The following is a 14,069-nucleotide window of genomic DNA, read 5'->3' on the forward strand; positions in this document are numbered from 1 at the left end:
GTATATTGAGCCCATGTTCAGCCGTTGGGCCGCCCGGCCTTTGACCTCTCTTCTTGCACGGCTGCCCAGCCAGTGCGAGGTGTGCCGCGCCTGGCCGTCGCGGCGGGTTTGCGACGCCTGCGTGGCCCGCTTCGCACCGCCGGCCGCACGCTGCGGAAGCTGCGCCCTGCCCGTTCCGGACGGCGTTGTCCGGTGCGGCGAATGCGTGGGCGAGCCGCCACCGCTGGACGCCTGCCTTGCGGCATGCAGCTATGCGTGGCCGTGGCCCGACTGCATCGCCCAGTTCAAATTCCGCGGCGAGGCCGGCTGGGCCGGCCCCCTGGCCACGCTGATGCGCAGCGTGCCCTGGGTGGAACCGGCCCTGGAGCAGTGCGACACCGTGCTGCCGATGCCGATGGCACCCGCCCGGCTGCGCGAGCGCGGCTTCAACCAGGCGGCCGAACTGGCGCGCCGGCTGGCGCCCGCCAAGACCGACGCGACGCTGCTGCTGCGCACCCGCGACACACCGGCGCAGATCGGCCTCGCGCGCGCCGAGCGCCTTCGCAACCTGCGCGGCGCCTTCGCGGTGGATCCGCTGCGCGCGGGCCAGCTGCAGGGCTGCCGCGTGGTGCTGGTCGACGACGTGATGACCACGGGCGCCTCGCTGTTCTCGGCGGCCGCGGCGCTGCGGCTGGCCGGCGCGGCCCACGTCACGGCCGTCGTGTTCGCGCGCACCGATCCGCCGCGTTGAGCGGTGCGCGCCGCCGCGACAATCGGCGCATGTTCCATATAGTCTTGGTCCACCCCGAAATCCCGCCGAACACGGGCAACGTGATCCGTCTCGCGGCCAACACCGGCTGCGCGCTGCACTTGGTCGAGCCGCTGGGCTTCTCGATGGACGACCGCCTGCTGCGCCGCGCCGGCCTCGACTATCACGAATACGCCGAGGTCAAGCGCCATGCGAGCTGGCAGGCCCTGCTCGACACCGAACAGCCTGCCGCCGAGCGCATGTTCGCACTCACCACGCGCGGCACGCGCGCCGTGCACGACGTGCGCTTCCAGCCCAGCGACTGGCTGGTGTTCGGTTCGGAGACCAGCGGGCTGCCGCCTGCCGTGCGCGAGGCCTTCGCCGAGCCGCAACGCCTGCGGCTGCCGATGCGCGAGGGGCAGCGCAGCCTGAATCTTTCGAACGCCGTGGCAGTGACCGTCTTCGAGGCCTGGCGGCAGAACGGGTTCGGCTGAGCGAACGCGTTCCAGCGCCGCGGTTGGCTGCAAATATCAGCGGTAGCGGCGCACCACCGACTCGGCCACGCAGGCCGGCTTGGCCGCGCCTTCGAGTTCGATCGTGGCTTCCCAGGTCATCTGCAGGCCGTCGTCCGCGATCGGCTCCGCCGAGAGCAGCTTCATGCGTGCGCGCAGGCGCTTGCCCACCGGCACGGGCGACATGAAGCGCACCCGGTTCAGACCGTAGTTCACGCCCATGCGCGACTCGGCCACGTCGAAAGCGGTTTCGTAGAAGCGCGGCAGCAGCGACAGCGTCAGGAAGCCGTGGGCGATCGGCCCGCCGAAAGGGCCGGCCTTGGCGCGCTCGACGTCGACGTGGATCCACTGGTGGTCGCCCGTGGCCTCGGCGAACTGGTTCACCTGCTCCTGCGTGACGGTGATCCAGTCGCTCACGGCAACTTCCTGGCCGACGCAGGCGGCAAGATCCTGAAGAGTCTGGAATGTCTTTTTGGTCATGCGGGGCATTCTGGTGCCAAGGGCGCCGGCGCGGCTGTCGGGCTTGCGACATGCCGGGGGCCCATCAGCTTTCCAGCCATTCGCAGATCGGCTGCCACTGCGCCAGGTCGCGCTGGACGCGGCCCGGCGCGATGTCGAACAGCGTGAGCCCGCGCGCCGCCAGCTGCACGTAGTTCTGCGTGTCGCGCAGTTCGCCCAGCACCGGCACGCCGAGGCTAGCGATGAACTCGTTCAGCCGGTCGGCCGCCAGGGTGCGGGCGTTCACGCGCATGCCCACGAGGCTGATCCTGGTTTTTTCGGCGCGGCGATGCTCCATCAGCCGGTCGAGGAAATCGCGCGTGGCGTAGATGTCGAAGATGCTCGGCTGCAGCGGCACGATCACCCGGTCGGCCAGCGCCAGCACCTCCTTGAAGCGCCGTCCGTGCAGGCCGGCCGGCGTGTCGAGCACGGCGTGCGTGGTACCGCGCGGCGGCCGCACCACGGCACTGTCGCCGGTGGCTTCCCAGGTGGCGATGGGCCGCGCCTGCGGCGGGCGCAGGCCGAGCCAGAGGCGCGACGACTGCTGGCGGTCCACGTCGCCCAGCATCACGGCATGGCCGCGGCTCGCAAAATAGCCCGCAATGTTCGTCGCGAGTGTCGACTTGCCCACGCCACCCTTGGGATTGGCGACCAGAACCACCGGCATGAAGTTCTCCTCCAGAACTGGAACAGCCGGATGGTAGTGCCTGCCTGTCCGGGCAAGAGCCGATCTTGCGCTATGTTCGCGGCATGACGACAACGACATCCGCCGCCGGCGCAGACGGCATCTATGTGCTCGCGGCCCATCCGCATTGGCGCGATTCCCGCGTCAACCGGCAGCTGCTGGCGGCCGCGCGCACGGTGCCAGGCGTCCAGGTGAACGACCTGTACGGCAGCTACCCCGACTTCTCGATCGACGTCGAGGCCGAACAAGCCCGGCTCGCAAGGGCCAGCCTCGTGGTGCTGCTGCACCCGATCCAGTGGTACTCGGCACCGCCGCTGCAAAAGCTCTGGTTCGACGACGTGCTCAGCTACGGCTGGGCCTATGGCCACGGAGGCACCGCGCTCCAGGGCAAGGACTGCTGGCTGGTCGCCACCACCGGCGGCCCCGATGCCAGCTACCACCCGCAAAGCTACAACCGCTACTTCTTCGACGCCTTCCTGCCGCCCTACGAGCAGACCGCCGCGCTCTGCGGCATGCGCTTTCTCCCGCCGCTGGTGTTTCACGGCGCGCGCCGCGCGAGCGACGCCGAGGTGGCGGCGCACGTCGAGGTTTTTGCCCAGCGGCTCGGCAGCTATCCCCAGTGGCCGGAACTCGAGGAGCTCGACGCCTGCGTGGCCTGCCCCGTTCCCGAAACCGATCGCCCGGCAGAGCCCGACGACGCGGACAAGGCGGCGTCCGCCGCCTTCCACTCCGCGACGGCCCGGGGCCTCGCCTCCATGTCTGCCGCCAACGAAGAAAACGACAACAACGAAAAAGGCACGGCCTGAGCATGGAGCACGCACCCGCCTGGCTGACAAGCAGCCTGATCTACCTGAGCGCCGCCGTCCTGGTGGTGCCGCTGTCCAAGGCCCTGGGCCTCGGCTCCATCATCGGCTACCTCGTCGCCGGCATCGCCATCGGACCGTGGGGTCTTGGCCTCGTTTCCAGCGTGGAAGACGTGCTGCACTTTGCCGAGTTCGGCGTGGTGCTGATGCTGTTCCTCGTGGGGCTCGAACTCGAACCCAAGCGCCTGTGGAACCTGCGCCGGCCCATCTTCGGCTGGGGCGCGGCGCAGGTGCTGAGCTGCGCCGCGGTGCTGTTTGCCGTGGGCTGGGCCGCGGGTGCCGAATGGCGCGTGGCGCTGGTGGCGGCGCTCGGCCTCGCACTTTCGTCCACGGCCATCGCACTGCAAGTGTTCGGCGAGCGCAACCTGCTCAGGACGCCGAGCGGCCAGGCGGGCTTTTCGATCCTGCTGTTCCAGGACGTGGCGGCCATCCCCATCCTCGCGCTGCTGCCGCTGCTGGCGGGCGCCACGGCGGCCGAACAGTCGCTCAGCGGGCTCGACCGGACACTGGAAGGGCTGAAGATCGTCGGCGTGATCGCCGGCATCATCCTCGGCGGCCGGTTGGCCTTGCGCCCGCTGCTGCGCTGGATCGCACGCAGCGACACGCCCGAGATCTTCACCGCCGCGTCGCTGCTGCTGGTGGTCGCCATCGCCGCGCTGATGCAGTTCGTGGGCCTGTCGATGGCGCTGGGCGCCTTTCTGGCCGGCGTTCTGCTGGCGGAAAGCGAATACCGGCGCGAGCTCGAGACCGACATCGAGCCCTTCAAGGGCCTGCTGCTCGGCCTGTTCTTCATCGCCGTGGGCATGTCGATCAACTTTGGCGTGCTGATCGCGAGCCCCTGGCTCATGGCGATGCTGGTGGTCGGCTTCATGGCCATCAAGCTGGCGGTGATCTACGCCCTGGCCAAGGCCATGGGCCTCGCCTACCAGGAGCGGCCGGTGTTCACGCTGCTGCTGGCCCAGGGCGGCGAGTTCGCGTTCGTGGTGTTCCAGGCCGCGGGGCCCGATGTGCTGCCGCCCGAGATCACCTCGCTCCTGATCGGCGCGGTGGCACTGTCGATGCTGCTGTCGCCGCTCGTCCTGGTGCTGCTCGACAAGTTCGTGCTGCCGCGCTACAGCCGCAGCAACGGCACGCAGATGGACGAAATTTCGGAGCAGCAGGACGCCAAGGTGCTGATCTGCGGCTTCGGCCGCTACGGCCAGATCGTCGGCCGCATGCTGATGTCGCAAGGCCTGCGCGTCACGGTGCTCGACCACGACGCCGACACCGTCGAAGGCCTGCGTCAGTTCGGTTTTCGGGTGTTCTATGGCGACGCGACCCGGCTCGATTTGCTGCGCACCGCCGGCGCCGGCACGGCCAAGGCCATCGTGGTGGCGGTGGACGACATCGAGCAGTCGCTCGAGATCGTCGATCTCGTGAAGGAGCACTTTCCGCAGGCCCGCATCATCGCGCGGGCCCGCAACGTGACCCACCTCTTCCAGCTGCGCGACCGCGGCGTGACGGATGTCGAACGCGAGGTGTTCGAATCGTCGCTGCGCAGCGCCCGCTCGACGCTCGAAGCGCTGGGCTGGCCGGCGCACGAAGCGCGCGAAACGGCGCTGCGGTTCCGCCGCCGGAACCTCAAGCTGAGCGACGAGATCTATCCGCACTACAAGGACCGCGCCAAGCTGATCGCCGCCAACAAGGCGGGCCGCCAGCAATTCGAGGAGCAGATGGCGCGCGAACGCGAAGAGCGGCAGCGGCGCTCGGGCCGCGATTGGGACCGGCTCGACGAAAAGGAAGAGGCGGACGCGTAGCAGCCCGCCCTCTTCGTCAGCCTTCCAGCTTCAGCAGCCTGACCGCGTTGCCTTTCAGGATGCCCGGCATCACCTCGGGCTTGAACCCGGCCGCCTCGAAGTCCTTCATCCAGCGGTCGGGCGTGATCAGCGGGTAGTCGCTGCCGAACAGGATGCGGTCCTTCAGCAGCGTGTTGGCGTACTGCACCAGCTGCTTCGGAAAATACTTGGGGCTCCAGCCCGACAGGTCGATCCACACGTTGGGCTTGTGCGTGGCCACGCTCAGCGCCTCGTCCTGCCAGGGGAAGCTGGGGTGCGCCATCACGATCTGCATGTCCGGGAAGTCGATGGCCACGTCGTCCAGATGCATCGGGTTGCTGTATTCCAGCCTGAGGCCGCCGCCGCAGCGCATGCCCGAGCCGATGCCGCTGTGGCCGGTGTGGAAGATGGCCGGCAGCTTGTGCTCGGCAATCACCTCGTAGATCGGCCAGGCCATCTTGTCGTAGGGGTGGAAAGCCTGCACCGTCGGGTGGAACTTGAAGCCCTTCACGCCGTGCTCCTCGATGAGCCGGCGCGCCTCGCGTGCGCCCATCTTTCCCTTGTGCGGATCGATGCTCGCGAAGGCGATCATCATGTCGCTGTTCTGCTTGGCGGCCTCGGCGATTTCCTCGTTCGGAATGCGCCGGCGGCCCATGTTCGATTCGGCGTCGACCATGAACATCACCAGGCCGATTTTGCGCTCGCGGTAGTAGGCCACGCTCTCGGCAATGGTCGGCCGCCCGCTAGAGCCGAAGTATTTGTCCGCGGCGCGGTCGTATTCCTCGCCGTAGTTGTCGAACGGGTTCCAGCAGCTCACTTCGGCGTGGGTGTGGATGTCGATGGCGATCAGGTTCTGGTGGTCCATGTCGTTGTCTCCAGTACGGGTAAGTCCCTAGGAATTGGGGCGCTCAAGTGCCTTGAATTGATTATTTATCATAACCATAATCCAACTCACACACGAATGCAATCATGACCAATCCCGATCTCCATCTCGACATCCGCGACGAAGTTGCCATCGTTCGCCTGACGCGCGGCGCCAAGCGCAACGCGCTTTCGGACAGCCTGGTCCTCGCGCTGCGCAACACCTTCGAGACCCTGCCGTCCACGGTGCGCGCCGCGGTGCTCGACGGCGAAGGCCCGCACTTCTGCGCCGGCCTCGACCTGAGCGAGCTGAAAGAGCGCGACGCGGGCCAGGGCATGCAGCATTCGCGGCTGTGGCACAGCGCCCTCGACCTGATCCAGCACGGCCCGGTGCCGGTGATCGCGGCGCTGCACGGCGCGGTGGTCGGCGGCGGCCTCGAACTGGCAAGCGCCTGCCACATCCGCGTGGCCGACCGCAGCACCTTCTATGCGCTGCCCGAAGGCTCGCGCGGCATCTTCGTGGGCGGTGGCGGCTCGGTGCGCATTCCCAAGCTGATCGGCGTGGCCCGCATGACCGACATGATGATGACCGGCCGTGTCTACAACGCCGAAGACGGCGAGCGCGCCAACTTCGCGCAGTACCTGGTCGACGAGGGCACGGCCTTCGACAAGGCCTTCGAGCTGGCCAAGCGCGTGGCCACCAACGCGCCGCTGACCAACTATGCACTGATGCACGCGCTGCCGCGCATTGCCGAGCAGTCGGCCGACCACGGCTTCTTCACCGAGGCGCTGATGTCCGGCATCGTGCAGAACGCGCCCGAGGCCAAGGAGCGCGTGCGCGATTTCCTCGAAGGCCGCGGCGCGAAGGTGAGCAAGGGATGACCACGATCCGATACCGTCCGCTGGCGTTCGGCGTCACGCGCGCCGTGCTGCGCGACGGCGCGCCGGGCACGCAGTACCTGCGGGCCGAAACACCGCTCGCGCCCTACCGCGACCGCATGACCGACCGCCTGGCGCACTGGGCCGAAGCGGCACCCGACCGCACCTTCATCGCCCGCCGTGAACGGCTGGCCGACGGCAGCACCGGCGACTGGCAGCGCGTGAGCTACGCCGAGGCACTGCAGAAGGCGCGCAGCATCGGCCAGGCGCTGCTCGACCGCGGCCTGGATGCGGAGCGCCCGGTCGCGATCCTCAGCGAAAACGGTATCGAACACGCGCTGATGGCGCTCGGCTGCCTGTATGCCGGCGTACCGTACTGCCCGGTGTCGCCGCCCTACTCGGTGGTGAGCCAGGACTTCGAGAAACTGCGCCACGTGCTGGACACGCTCACGCCCGGCCTGGTGTTTGCCGCCGACGCCGCGCGCTTCGGCCGCGCCATTGCCGCGGCGGTGCCTGCGGAAACCGAAGTCGTCATCGCCGAAGGCACCATCGAAGGCCGCGCCGCCACGCCGTTCGACACGCTGGCCGCCACGCCCGCAACACCCGCCATCGATGCCGCGATGCGCGCCAGCGGCCCCGACACCATCACCAAGTTTCTCTTCACCTCGGGCTCCACCAAGATGCCCAAGGCGGTGATCAACACGCACCGCATGTGGTGCGCCAACCAGCAGCAGCTGCGCCAGTCGATTCCCGCTTTGGGCGAGGAGCCGCCGGTGCTGGTCGACTGGCTGCCCTGGAACCACACCTTCGGCGGCAACCACAACGTGGGCATCGTGCTGGACAACGGCGGCACGCTTTACATCGACGACGGCAAGCCGACGCCCTCGGGCATGGCCGAGACCCTCCGCAACCTGCGCGAGATTGCTCCCACCATCTACTTCAACGTGCCGACCGGCTTCGAGGCCATCGCGCACGCCATGGAGACCGACGCGGTGCTGCGCCGCAACCTGCTGTCGCGCGTGAAGATGTTCTTCTATTCAGGTGCCGCGCTGTCGCAGCCCGTGTGGGACAGCCTGCACAAGACGCAGGAGGCCGAGATCGGCGAACGCATCGTCATGGGCACCGGCCTGGGCATGACCGAGTCCGGCCCCTTCGCTCTCTATGTCACCGGGCCCGAGGTGAAGTCGGGCGACGTGGGCCTGCCCGCGGCCGGCATCGAGCTCAAGCTGATCGAGGTCGACGGCAAGACCGAGGTGCGCTACCGCGGCCCCAACATCACGCCCGGCTACTGGCGCGCACCCGAGGCCACGGCCGAAGCCTTCGACGAAGAGGGCTTCTTCTCCACCGGCGATGCGGTGAAGTGGATCGACGACAACAACATCCACCGCGGCCTGCGCTTCGACGGCCGCATTGCCGAAGACTTCAAGCTCGCCACCGGCACCTTCGTGAGCGTGGGTCCGCTGCGCGCCAAGATCATCACGGCCGGCGCACCCTACGTGCAGGACGCGGTGCTGACCGGCATCAACCTGAAGGAAGTCGGCGCGCTGGTCTTCCCGACGCAGAAGGTGCGACAGCTGGCCGGCCTGCCGGCCGATGCAACGATGCAGCAGGTGCTCGAAAGTGCACCGGTACAGGCGCACTTCCAGCAGGTGGCCAACGAACTGGCGGCCATGGGCACCGGCAGCGCCAATCGCATCGCGCGGCTGCACCTGATGGCCGAGCCGCCTTCGATCGACAAGGGCGAAGTGACCGACAAGGGCTCCATCAACCAGCGCGCCGTGCTCAAGCACCGCGCCGAGATCGTCGAGGCGCTGCACGCCGACACCCTGCCCTTCACCCTGAAGCCCCGCTGATTCATCCAGGAAACCACACACCATGAAGATCGAAGGACAAGCCGCACTCGTCACCGGCGGCGCATCGGGCCTCGGCGAAGCCACCGCGCGCGAACTCGCGCGCCTGGGCGCCAAGGTGGCGGTGCTCGACCGCAACGCGGCGCTCGCCGAGAAAGTCGCCGCCGAGATCGGCGGCGTCGCTTGCGCCTGCGACATCACCGACACCGAGAGCGTCAATGCCGCGCTCGACAAGGCCGCTGCAGCCCACGGCCCCGCGCGCATCCTGATGAACGTGGCGGGCATCGGCAGCGCGAAGCGCATCGTCGGCAAGGATGGCAACCCGGCGCCGCTCGAAGACTTCGTGCGCGTGGTCAACATCAACCTGATCGGCGGCTACAACATGGCGCGCCTGTTCGCGGCGCGCTGTGCCAAGCTCGACGCGCTCGACAACGGCGAGAAGGGCGTGATGCTCTTCACCGCCTCGGTCGCGGCCTTCGACGGCCAGGTGGGCCAGCAGGCCTACAGCGCCTCCAAGGGCGGCCTGGTCGGCATGACGCTGCCGATGGCGCGCGATCTGGCGCAGCACGCGATTCGCGTGTGCACCGTGGCGCCCGGCCTCTTTGCCACGCCGCTTTTGATGGAACTGCCCGAAGCCGTGCAGCAATCGCTGGCCGCGTCGATTCCGTTTCCGCCGCGCCTGGGCAAGCCTTCGGAGTTTGCCGAGCTGGCCTGCCACATCGTGACCAACGGGCATTTGAACGGCGAGGTGATCCGACTCGACGGCGCCCTGCGCATGGCGCCGCGCTGATTCAGTTTCAGCCCCAACAACCAGGAGACAAGACCATGACCAACAGACGTGAATTCGTGAAGGCCCTCGGCGGCGCAGCCGCACTCGGCGCCCTGTATCCGCTCGGCGCACTCGCCCAAGCCGTGCAGCAGGCCAAGATCTACTACGGCTTTCCGGCCGGCAGCGCAGGCGACAGCGTGGCGCGCCGCGTGGCCGAAAAGCTCGGCGACACGCCGTATTCGAAGATCAACGCAGTGGTCGAGAACAAGCCCGGCGCGGGCGGGCGCATTGCGCTCGACACGCTCAAGACCTCGCCGGCTGACGGCTCGGTGCTGTGTCTCGCGCAGGCCTCCGCGCTGTCGACCTACCCGCACATCTACAGCAAGCTCAGCTACGGCATCGCCGATTTCGCGCCCATTTCGATCGGCGCCGTGATGACGCACGGCCTCGCGGTCGGGCCGATGGTGCCGGCCAGCGTGAAGACGCTGAAAGACTACATCGCCTGGGCCAAGGCCAACCCCGGCCAGGCCAGCTACGGCTCGCCGGGCGCGGGCTCCACGCCGCACTTCCTGGGTGCGCTGCTGGGCCTGAACAGCGGCACCGACCTGCGCCATGTTCCCTACCGCGGCTCGCTGCCGGCCATCAACGACGTGGTGGGCGGGCAGATCGCCTCCAGCATGACGCCGGTGGGCGACTACCTGCCCTTTGCCAAGGCCGGCAAGCTGCGCGTGCTCGCCACCTCGGGCGCGCAACGCACCGCCTACATGCCCGACGTGCCCACCTTCACCGAGCAGGGCTTCCCGGAAATCGTGGCCGACGAATGGTTCGGCTTCTTCGCGCCAGCCAAGACGCCTGCCAATGTGATTGCGGCGGCGAGCACAGCGATCCAGGCCGCGCTCAAGGACAAGACCGTGGCCGAGGGCCTGCTCTCGGTCGGGCTGATCGCCCACGGCTCCTCGCCCGAGGACATGAAGAAATCGCTCCAGGCCGAATACGAGCGCTGGGGTCCGCTGGTCAAGAAGATCGGCTTCACCGCCGAGTCCTGATACACCGATGGATTACCGGCCCCGCCCCGAAGACCACCGATTCATCCTGAACGCGGTGCTCGACGCACCGTCGACGCTGCGCACGCTCGCGCCCTTCGCGGAGGTCGACGAGGCGCTGCAGGGCCAGGTGCTCGATGAAGCGGCCCGCTTCGTGGCCGAGGCGGTGGCGCCGTCGAACCGCGACGGGGACGAGATCGGCTGCCGTTTCAGCCAGGGCGAGGTCACCACGCCGCCGGGCTTCCGCGAGGCCTACCAGGCTTTTGTCGATGGCGGCTGGCCCGGCTTGTCGGCCGCACCGGAAGACGGCGGCCAGGGCCTGCCGACCGTGCTCGAAGCCATCCTCTACGAATGGCTGAGCGCGGCCAACCACGGTCTCACCATGGCGCCGGGGCTGTTGCACGGCGCCTATGCCTGCCTCAAGCACCACGGCAGCGACGAGTTGCGCGCGCGCTATCTACCGAAGATCGCATCAGGCGAATGGCTCGCCACCATGTGCCTCACCGAAGCCCACGCGGGCAGCGACCTGGGCCAGGTGCGCACGCGCGCCGTGCCGCAGGCCGACGGCAGCCTGCGCGTGAGCGGCGGCAAGATCTTCATCTCCGGCGGCGAACACGACCTGACGCCGAACATCGTGCACCTGGTGCTTTGCCGGCTGCCCGATGCGCCCGCGGGGCCCAAGGGCCTGTCGCTGGTGTTGGTTCCCAAGCTGCTGCCCGATGACGCGCGCAACGCGGTGCACTGCGAGCGCATCGAGGAAAAAATGGGCCTGCATGGCAGCCCGACCTGCGTCATGCGCTTCGACGAAGCCACCGGCTGGCTGGTCGGCGAGCCGGGCCGCGGCCTGGCCGCGATGTTCGTGATGATGAATGCGGCGCGCCTGCACGTGGCGTTGCAGGGCATCGGCCTGCTCGACGCTGCCTGGCAGAAGGCCGACGCCTACGCGATGGAGCGCCGCCAGATGCGGGCGCCCGGCGCCGTGCCGGCCAGCCGCGGCGGCGAGGCGGCGGACCTCATCGCCGAACACCCCGCGATCCGCCGCATTCTCGATACCCAGCGCGCCTGGGTCGAGGGCGCGCGCACGCTCGCCTACCGCAGCGCGCTGATGCTCGACGTGGCCGCGCACGACGCCGATCCCAAGGCGCGCGAACGCGCGCAGCGCTGGTGCTCGCTGGTCACTCCGGTTCTGAAGGCCGCCTGCACGCACCAGGCCTTTCATGGCGCGAGCGAATGCCTCCAGGTGTTCGGCGGCCACGGCTACGTGCGCGAATGGGGCATCGAGCAGATCGTGCGCGACGCACGCGTGACGATGATCTACGAGGGCACCAACGAGATCCAGGCCATCGACCTGCTGGTGCGAAAGGTACTGCCCGACAACGGCGCCGGCATGTCAGCGGTGCTGCTCGAACTGCGCGACACGCTCGATGCCTCGCGCGAGGCCGACGCCGACGTGCAGCGCCGGCTCGCGCAGCTGCGCTACCTGGGCACCACCATCGCGATGGCCGCGCATGCCAACCCGGTGCTGCCATATGAAGTGGCCGACGACTACCTGCGCGTGGTGATGCTCACGATGATGGCCTGGGCTTGGGCGCGCATCGACGCGGCGCAAGCCTCGGAGGCCGAGCGTGCCGCCCGGGCAGGCCCGGCGGCGGCCTTCCGGCGCTGGGTGCTGCCCGAATTCGACATGCGGCTGGGCATCGTCAAGCGCGCCTGCGAAGGTGTTGCCATGTCGCACGACGCCGCAAAATCACCGGTTGCCGGCAGTTAACCGATACACCCGCGCGGCCCGGCGCGGTTACGCTTGGGACCATGCCTCGCCCATCCAAGAACAGTTCTGCCAAAGCAGCGCCGCCAGCGGCTGCCAGCAACAAGTCCGATCGGCTCGATGCCCGTGTGCTGGAAGCCCTGGTCGGCTACAACGCGCGCCGCGCCTGGCTGATCATCACGGGGGTGTTTGCCGAACGCATGGCGCCGTACGGTCTCAAGCAGATCGATTTCTCGGTGCTCTCGCTGCTGGCGCACAACCCGGGCGCCACCTCGCGCCAGCTCTGCAACACGCTCGACATCCTGCCGCCCAACCTGGTGAGCCTGGTCGCCACGCTCGACAGCCGCGGGCTCATCGAGCGCCGGCCACACCCGCATGATGGCCGCGCGGTGGGACTGCATCTCACCGAGGCGGGCGAAAAGCTGATCGGGGAGGCCGAGCAGACGGTCACGCAGCTCGAGGCCGATGCCAGCGCGCGGCTCACGTCGCGCGAGCGCGAAACCCTGATCCGGCTGCTGCAGAAGATCTATCTCTAGCCTCGGCCCTCCTGGTTAGAGGCCGCGCTCCACCATGTCGATCAGGCGCTGCCCCAGCGCATGGGTGGCTTCTGCATCCATGTCTCTCAGCGGCCCTTCGATGATCAGCAGCGCCAGCCCATGCACGGCCGACCAGGCCAAGTATTCAGCGTTCGGTCGCCGCGAAGGGTCGAGCGCACCCGCATCCACGAGCCGGTCGATCGCGCTGCCAAGCAACTCGAACGGGTCCATGCCACTCGACCCCGCGCGCCCCGGCCCCACCTCGCCTTGGGCGTCTTCCGACGACACGAGAAAAGCCGTTTTGAACAACCCCGGCTCGGCCTGCGCAAAACGCAGGTAGGCGGTGCCGATGGCCCGCACCCGCGCCCGCGCGAAGTCGGCGGGCGGCTGGTCGCAGGGCAGCACCGCCAGTTCTTTTTCCATGGCCGTGGCGGCCGCCGACAACGCCGCGGCGCGCACCGCCAGCAGCAGCTCGCGCCGGCTTGCGAAATGCCGGTACGCCGCGTTGGGCACCACGCCCGCACGCCGCGTCACTTCGCGCAGCGCCACCGCATCGGGGCCGCCGTCGCGAGCCAGTTCGATGCCCGCGTCGAGCAGCGCGCGGCGCAGGTCGCCGTGGCGATACGTGCTGCGGGCGGCGGGCGCGCTGGGGTCTGGCGGAACGATGCGGGGGCTCATCAGGTATCTCCATGTGGACAGTGTCCATTATGTCTGCTATTCTTTGTGGACGGTGTACACAAACTAGTAATTCCGTATGCGCGCAGGTCTCTGCGCATCCTTTCATCCTCAGTCCAAAGGAAACACCATGAAAGTCCAGTCCTATCTCTCGTTCGAAGGCCGCTGCGACGAAGCGCTCGCGTTCTACAAGAAGGCGCTCGGTGCCGAAGTCGTCCAACTCATGCGCTACAGCGAAGCGCCGGCGGAAGCCCCTTCGGACAACGCGGATGCCAGCTGCGGCGGCGCCACGCCCAGCCCCGACAAAGTGATGCACGCCGTGCTCCGCATCGGCGAAACCGAGCTGATGGCCTCCGACGGCCGGTGCTCGGGCCAGCCGGAGTTCAAGGGGATCATGCTCGCGCTCACCGCCAGCACCGACGCCGATGCCCGCAAGTGGTTCGACGCCCTGGCCGAGGGCGGCCAGGTGATGCAGCCGCTGATCCCGACCTTCTTCACCTCCAGCTTCGGCATGCTCGGCGACCGTTTCGGCGTGGGCTGGCTGCTGGTGGTGGCGCCCGCCAACTGACCTTCAACCGACCGCCCGACACCC

General features: G+C 68.4%; 15 protein-coding genes. 11 read left to right on the forward strand and 4 right to left on the reverse strand.

The features are described 5' to 3' along the window. Positions 1-13 precede the first annotated feature (13 nt). Both ACJ7Z0_RS12010 and trmL read left to right on the forward strand, forming a co-directional pair. Positions 14-730, forward strand: a complete 717-nt coding sequence (locus ACJ7Z0_RS12010) for a ComF family protein (RefSeq protein ID WP_434790027.1) — start codon at positions 14-16, stop codon at positions 728-730. 29 nt (positions 731-759) lie between these two features. Beyond that, positions 760-1,221, forward strand: a complete 462-nt coding sequence (gene trmL / locus ACJ7Z0_RS12015) for a tRNA (uridine(34)/cytosine(34)/5-carboxymethylaminomethyluridine(34)-2'-O)-methyltransferase TrmL (protein WP_434790028.1) — start codon at positions 760-762, stop codon at positions 1,219-1,221. A gap of 36 nt (positions 1,222-1,257) precedes the next feature. Here the strand turns inward: trmL and ACJ7Z0_RS12020 are convergent, their stop codons facing one another. Together ACJ7Z0_RS12020 and ACJ7Z0_RS12025 are read right to left on the reverse strand one after the other, a co-directional pair. Then, complete coding sequence (locus tag ACJ7Z0_RS12020) at positions 1,258-1,728, reverse strand: MaoC family dehydratase (protein ID WP_431127868.1); 471 nt, start codon at positions 1,726-1,728, stop codon at positions 1,258-1,260. A gap of 55 nt (positions 1,729-1,783) precedes the next feature. Continuing rightward, on the reverse strand, positions 1,784-2,404 hold the full coding sequence (locus tag ACJ7Z0_RS12025; protein ID WP_431127865.1) for a ParA family protein: 621 nt from the start codon (positions 2,402-2,404) through the stop codon (positions 1,784-1,786). Positions 2,405-2,487: 83 nt separating this feature from the next. On the opposite strand from ACJ7Z0_RS12025, the gene kefF reads away from it, so the two are divergent. After that, positions 2,488-3,228 carry a glutathione-regulated potassium-efflux system oxidoreductase KefF gene (gene kefF / locus ACJ7Z0_RS12030; RefSeq protein WP_434790029.1) on the forward strand — a complete coding sequence of 247 codons (741 nt, stop codon included), beginning with the start codon at positions 2,488-2,490 and terminating at the stop codon, positions 3,226-3,228. Positions 3,229-3,230: 2 nt separating this feature from the next. Continuing rightward, positions 3,231-5,081, forward strand: a complete 1,851-nt coding sequence (kefC, locus tag ACJ7Z0_RS12035) for a glutathione-regulated potassium-efflux system protein KefC (RefSeq protein WP_434790030.1) — start codon at positions 3,231-3,233, stop codon at positions 5,079-5,081. 16 nt (positions 5,082-5,097) lie between these two features. Here kefC and ACJ7Z0_RS12040 read toward each other — a convergent pair whose 3' ends face one another. Next, on the reverse strand, positions 5,098-5,964 hold the full coding sequence (locus ACJ7Z0_RS12040) for an amidohydrolase family protein (RefSeq protein WP_434790031.1): 867 nt from the start codon (positions 5,962-5,964) through the stop codon (positions 5,098-5,100). Between the two features lie 104 nt (positions 5,965-6,068). On the opposite strand from ACJ7Z0_RS12040, the gene ACJ7Z0_RS12045 reads away from it, so the two are divergent. From ACJ7Z0_RS12045 to ACJ7Z0_RS12070, 6 genes are read left to right on the forward strand one after another with little or no spacing between them, the layout of a single operon-like run. Further along, the gene (locus tag ACJ7Z0_RS12045; protein ID WP_434790032.1) at positions 6,069-6,842 is read left to right on the forward strand and encodes a crotonase/enoyl-CoA hydratase family protein; all 774 of its coding nucleotides are present in this window, start codon (positions 6,069-6,071) and stop codon (positions 6,840-6,842) included. Next, the gene (locus ACJ7Z0_RS12050) at positions 6,839-8,692 is read left to right on the forward strand and encodes a feruloyl-CoA synthase (RefSeq protein ID WP_434790033.1); all 1,854 of its coding nucleotides are present in this window, start codon (positions 6,839-6,841) and stop codon (positions 8,690-8,692) included. Before ACJ7Z0_RS12045 ends, ACJ7Z0_RS12050 begins: the two co-directional genes overlap by 4 nt. Positions 8,693-8,714: 22 nt before the next feature. Then, positions 8,715-9,479, forward strand: a complete 765-nt coding sequence (locus ACJ7Z0_RS12055) for an SDR family NAD(P)-dependent oxidoreductase (protein ID WP_431127841.1) — start codon at positions 8,715-8,717, stop codon at positions 9,477-9,479. Between the two features lie 35 nt (positions 9,480-9,514). Then, entirely contained in the window at positions 9,515-10,504 is a 990-nt protein-coding gene (locus tag ACJ7Z0_RS12060) for a Bug family tripartite tricarboxylate transporter substrate binding protein (RefSeq protein WP_434790034.1), read from the forward strand. 7 nt (positions 10,505-10,511) lie between these two features. Beyond that, complete coding sequence (locus tag ACJ7Z0_RS12065) at positions 10,512-12,269, forward strand: acyl-CoA dehydrogenase family protein (protein WP_434790035.1); 1,758 nt, start codon at positions 10,512-10,514, stop codon at positions 12,267-12,269. Positions 12,270-12,310: 41 nt separating this feature from the next. Then, a complete protein-coding gene (locus ACJ7Z0_RS12070) occupies positions 12,311-12,802 on the forward strand; it encodes a MarR family winged helix-turn-helix transcriptional regulator (RefSeq protein WP_431127833.1) in 492 nt (163 codons plus the stop codon). 15 nt (positions 12,803-12,817) lie between these two features. On the opposite strand, the gene ACJ7Z0_RS12075 is transcribed toward ACJ7Z0_RS12070, so the two are convergent. Further along, complete coding sequence (locus tag ACJ7Z0_RS12075) at positions 12,818-13,480, reverse strand: TetR/AcrR family transcriptional regulator (protein WP_434790036.1); 663 nt, start codon at positions 13,478-13,480, stop codon at positions 12,818-12,820. 127 nt (positions 13,481-13,607) lie between these two features. Here ACJ7Z0_RS12075 and ACJ7Z0_RS12080 point away from each other — a divergent pair, with 127 nt between their 5' ends. Continuing rightward, positions 13,608-14,045 (forward strand): VOC family protein, encoded by a 438-nt coding sequence (locus ACJ7Z0_RS12080; protein ID WP_434790037.1) that lies wholly within the window; start codon positions 13,608-13,610, stop codon positions 14,043-14,045. Positions 14,046-14,069 lie beyond the last annotated feature (24 nt).

The sequence above is a fragment of the Variovorax palleresanus genome, assembly GCF_051144945.1.
GTDB classification, from domain to species: domain Bacteria; phylum Pseudomonadota; class Gammaproteobacteria; order Burkholderiales; family Burkholderiaceae_C; genus Variovorax; species Variovorax paradoxus_S.

Bases quoted from the DNA above. Each gene is read 5' to 3' on its own strand.
- ACJ7Z0_RS12010 (WP_434790027.1), top strand. From the start codon at position 14: ATGTTCAGCCGTTGGGCCGCCCGGCCTTTGACCTCTCTTCTTGCACGG.
- trmL (WP_434790028.1), top strand. From the start codon at position 760: ATGTTCCATATAGTCTTGGTCCACCCCGAAATCCCGCCGAACACGGGC.
- ACJ7Z0_RS12020 (WP_431127868.1), bottom strand. From the start codon at position 1,728: ATGCCCCGCATGACCAAAAAGACATTCCAGACTCTTCAGGATCTTGCC.
- ACJ7Z0_RS12025 (WP_431127865.1), bottom strand. From the start codon at position 2,404: ATGCCGGTGGTTCTGGTCGCCAATCCCAAGGGTGGCGTGGGCAAGTCG.
- kefF (WP_434790029.1), top strand. From the start codon at position 2,488: ATGACGACAACGACATCCGCCGCCGGCGCAGACGGCATCTATGTGCTC.
- kefC (WP_434790030.1), top strand. From the start codon at position 3,231: ATGGAGCACGCACCCGCCTGGCTGACAAGCAGCCTGATCTACCTGAGC.
- ACJ7Z0_RS12040 (WP_434790031.1), bottom strand. From the start codon at position 5,964: ATGGACCACCAGAACCTGATCGCCATCGACATCCACACCCACGCCGAA.
- ACJ7Z0_RS12045 (WP_434790032.1), top strand. From the start codon at position 6,069: ATGACCAATCCCGATCTCCATCTCGACATCCGCGACGAAGTTGCCATC.
- ACJ7Z0_RS12050 (WP_434790033.1), top strand. From the start codon at position 6,839: ATGACCACGATCCGATACCGTCCGCTGGCGTTCGGCGTCACGCGCGCC.
- ACJ7Z0_RS12055 (WP_431127841.1), top strand. From the start codon at position 8,715: ATGAAGATCGAAGGACAAGCCGCACTCGTCACCGGCGGCGCATCGGGC.
- ACJ7Z0_RS12060 (WP_434790034.1), top strand. From the start codon at position 9,515: ATGACCAACAGACGTGAATTCGTGAAGGCCCTCGGCGGCGCAGCCGCA.
- ACJ7Z0_RS12065 (WP_434790035.1), top strand. From the start codon at position 10,512: ATGGATTACCGGCCCCGCCCCGAAGACCACCGATTCATCCTGAACGCG.
- ACJ7Z0_RS12070 (WP_431127833.1), top strand. From the start codon at position 12,311: ATGCCTCGCCCATCCAAGAACAGTTCTGCCAAAGCAGCGCCGCCAGCG.
- ACJ7Z0_RS12075 (WP_434790036.1), bottom strand. From the start codon at position 13,480: ATGAGCCCCCGCATCGTTCCGCCAGACCCCAGCGCGCCCGCCGCCCGC.
- ACJ7Z0_RS12080 (WP_434790037.1), top strand. From the start codon at position 13,608: ATGAAAGTCCAGTCCTATCTCTCGTTCGAAGGCCGCTGCGACGAAGCG.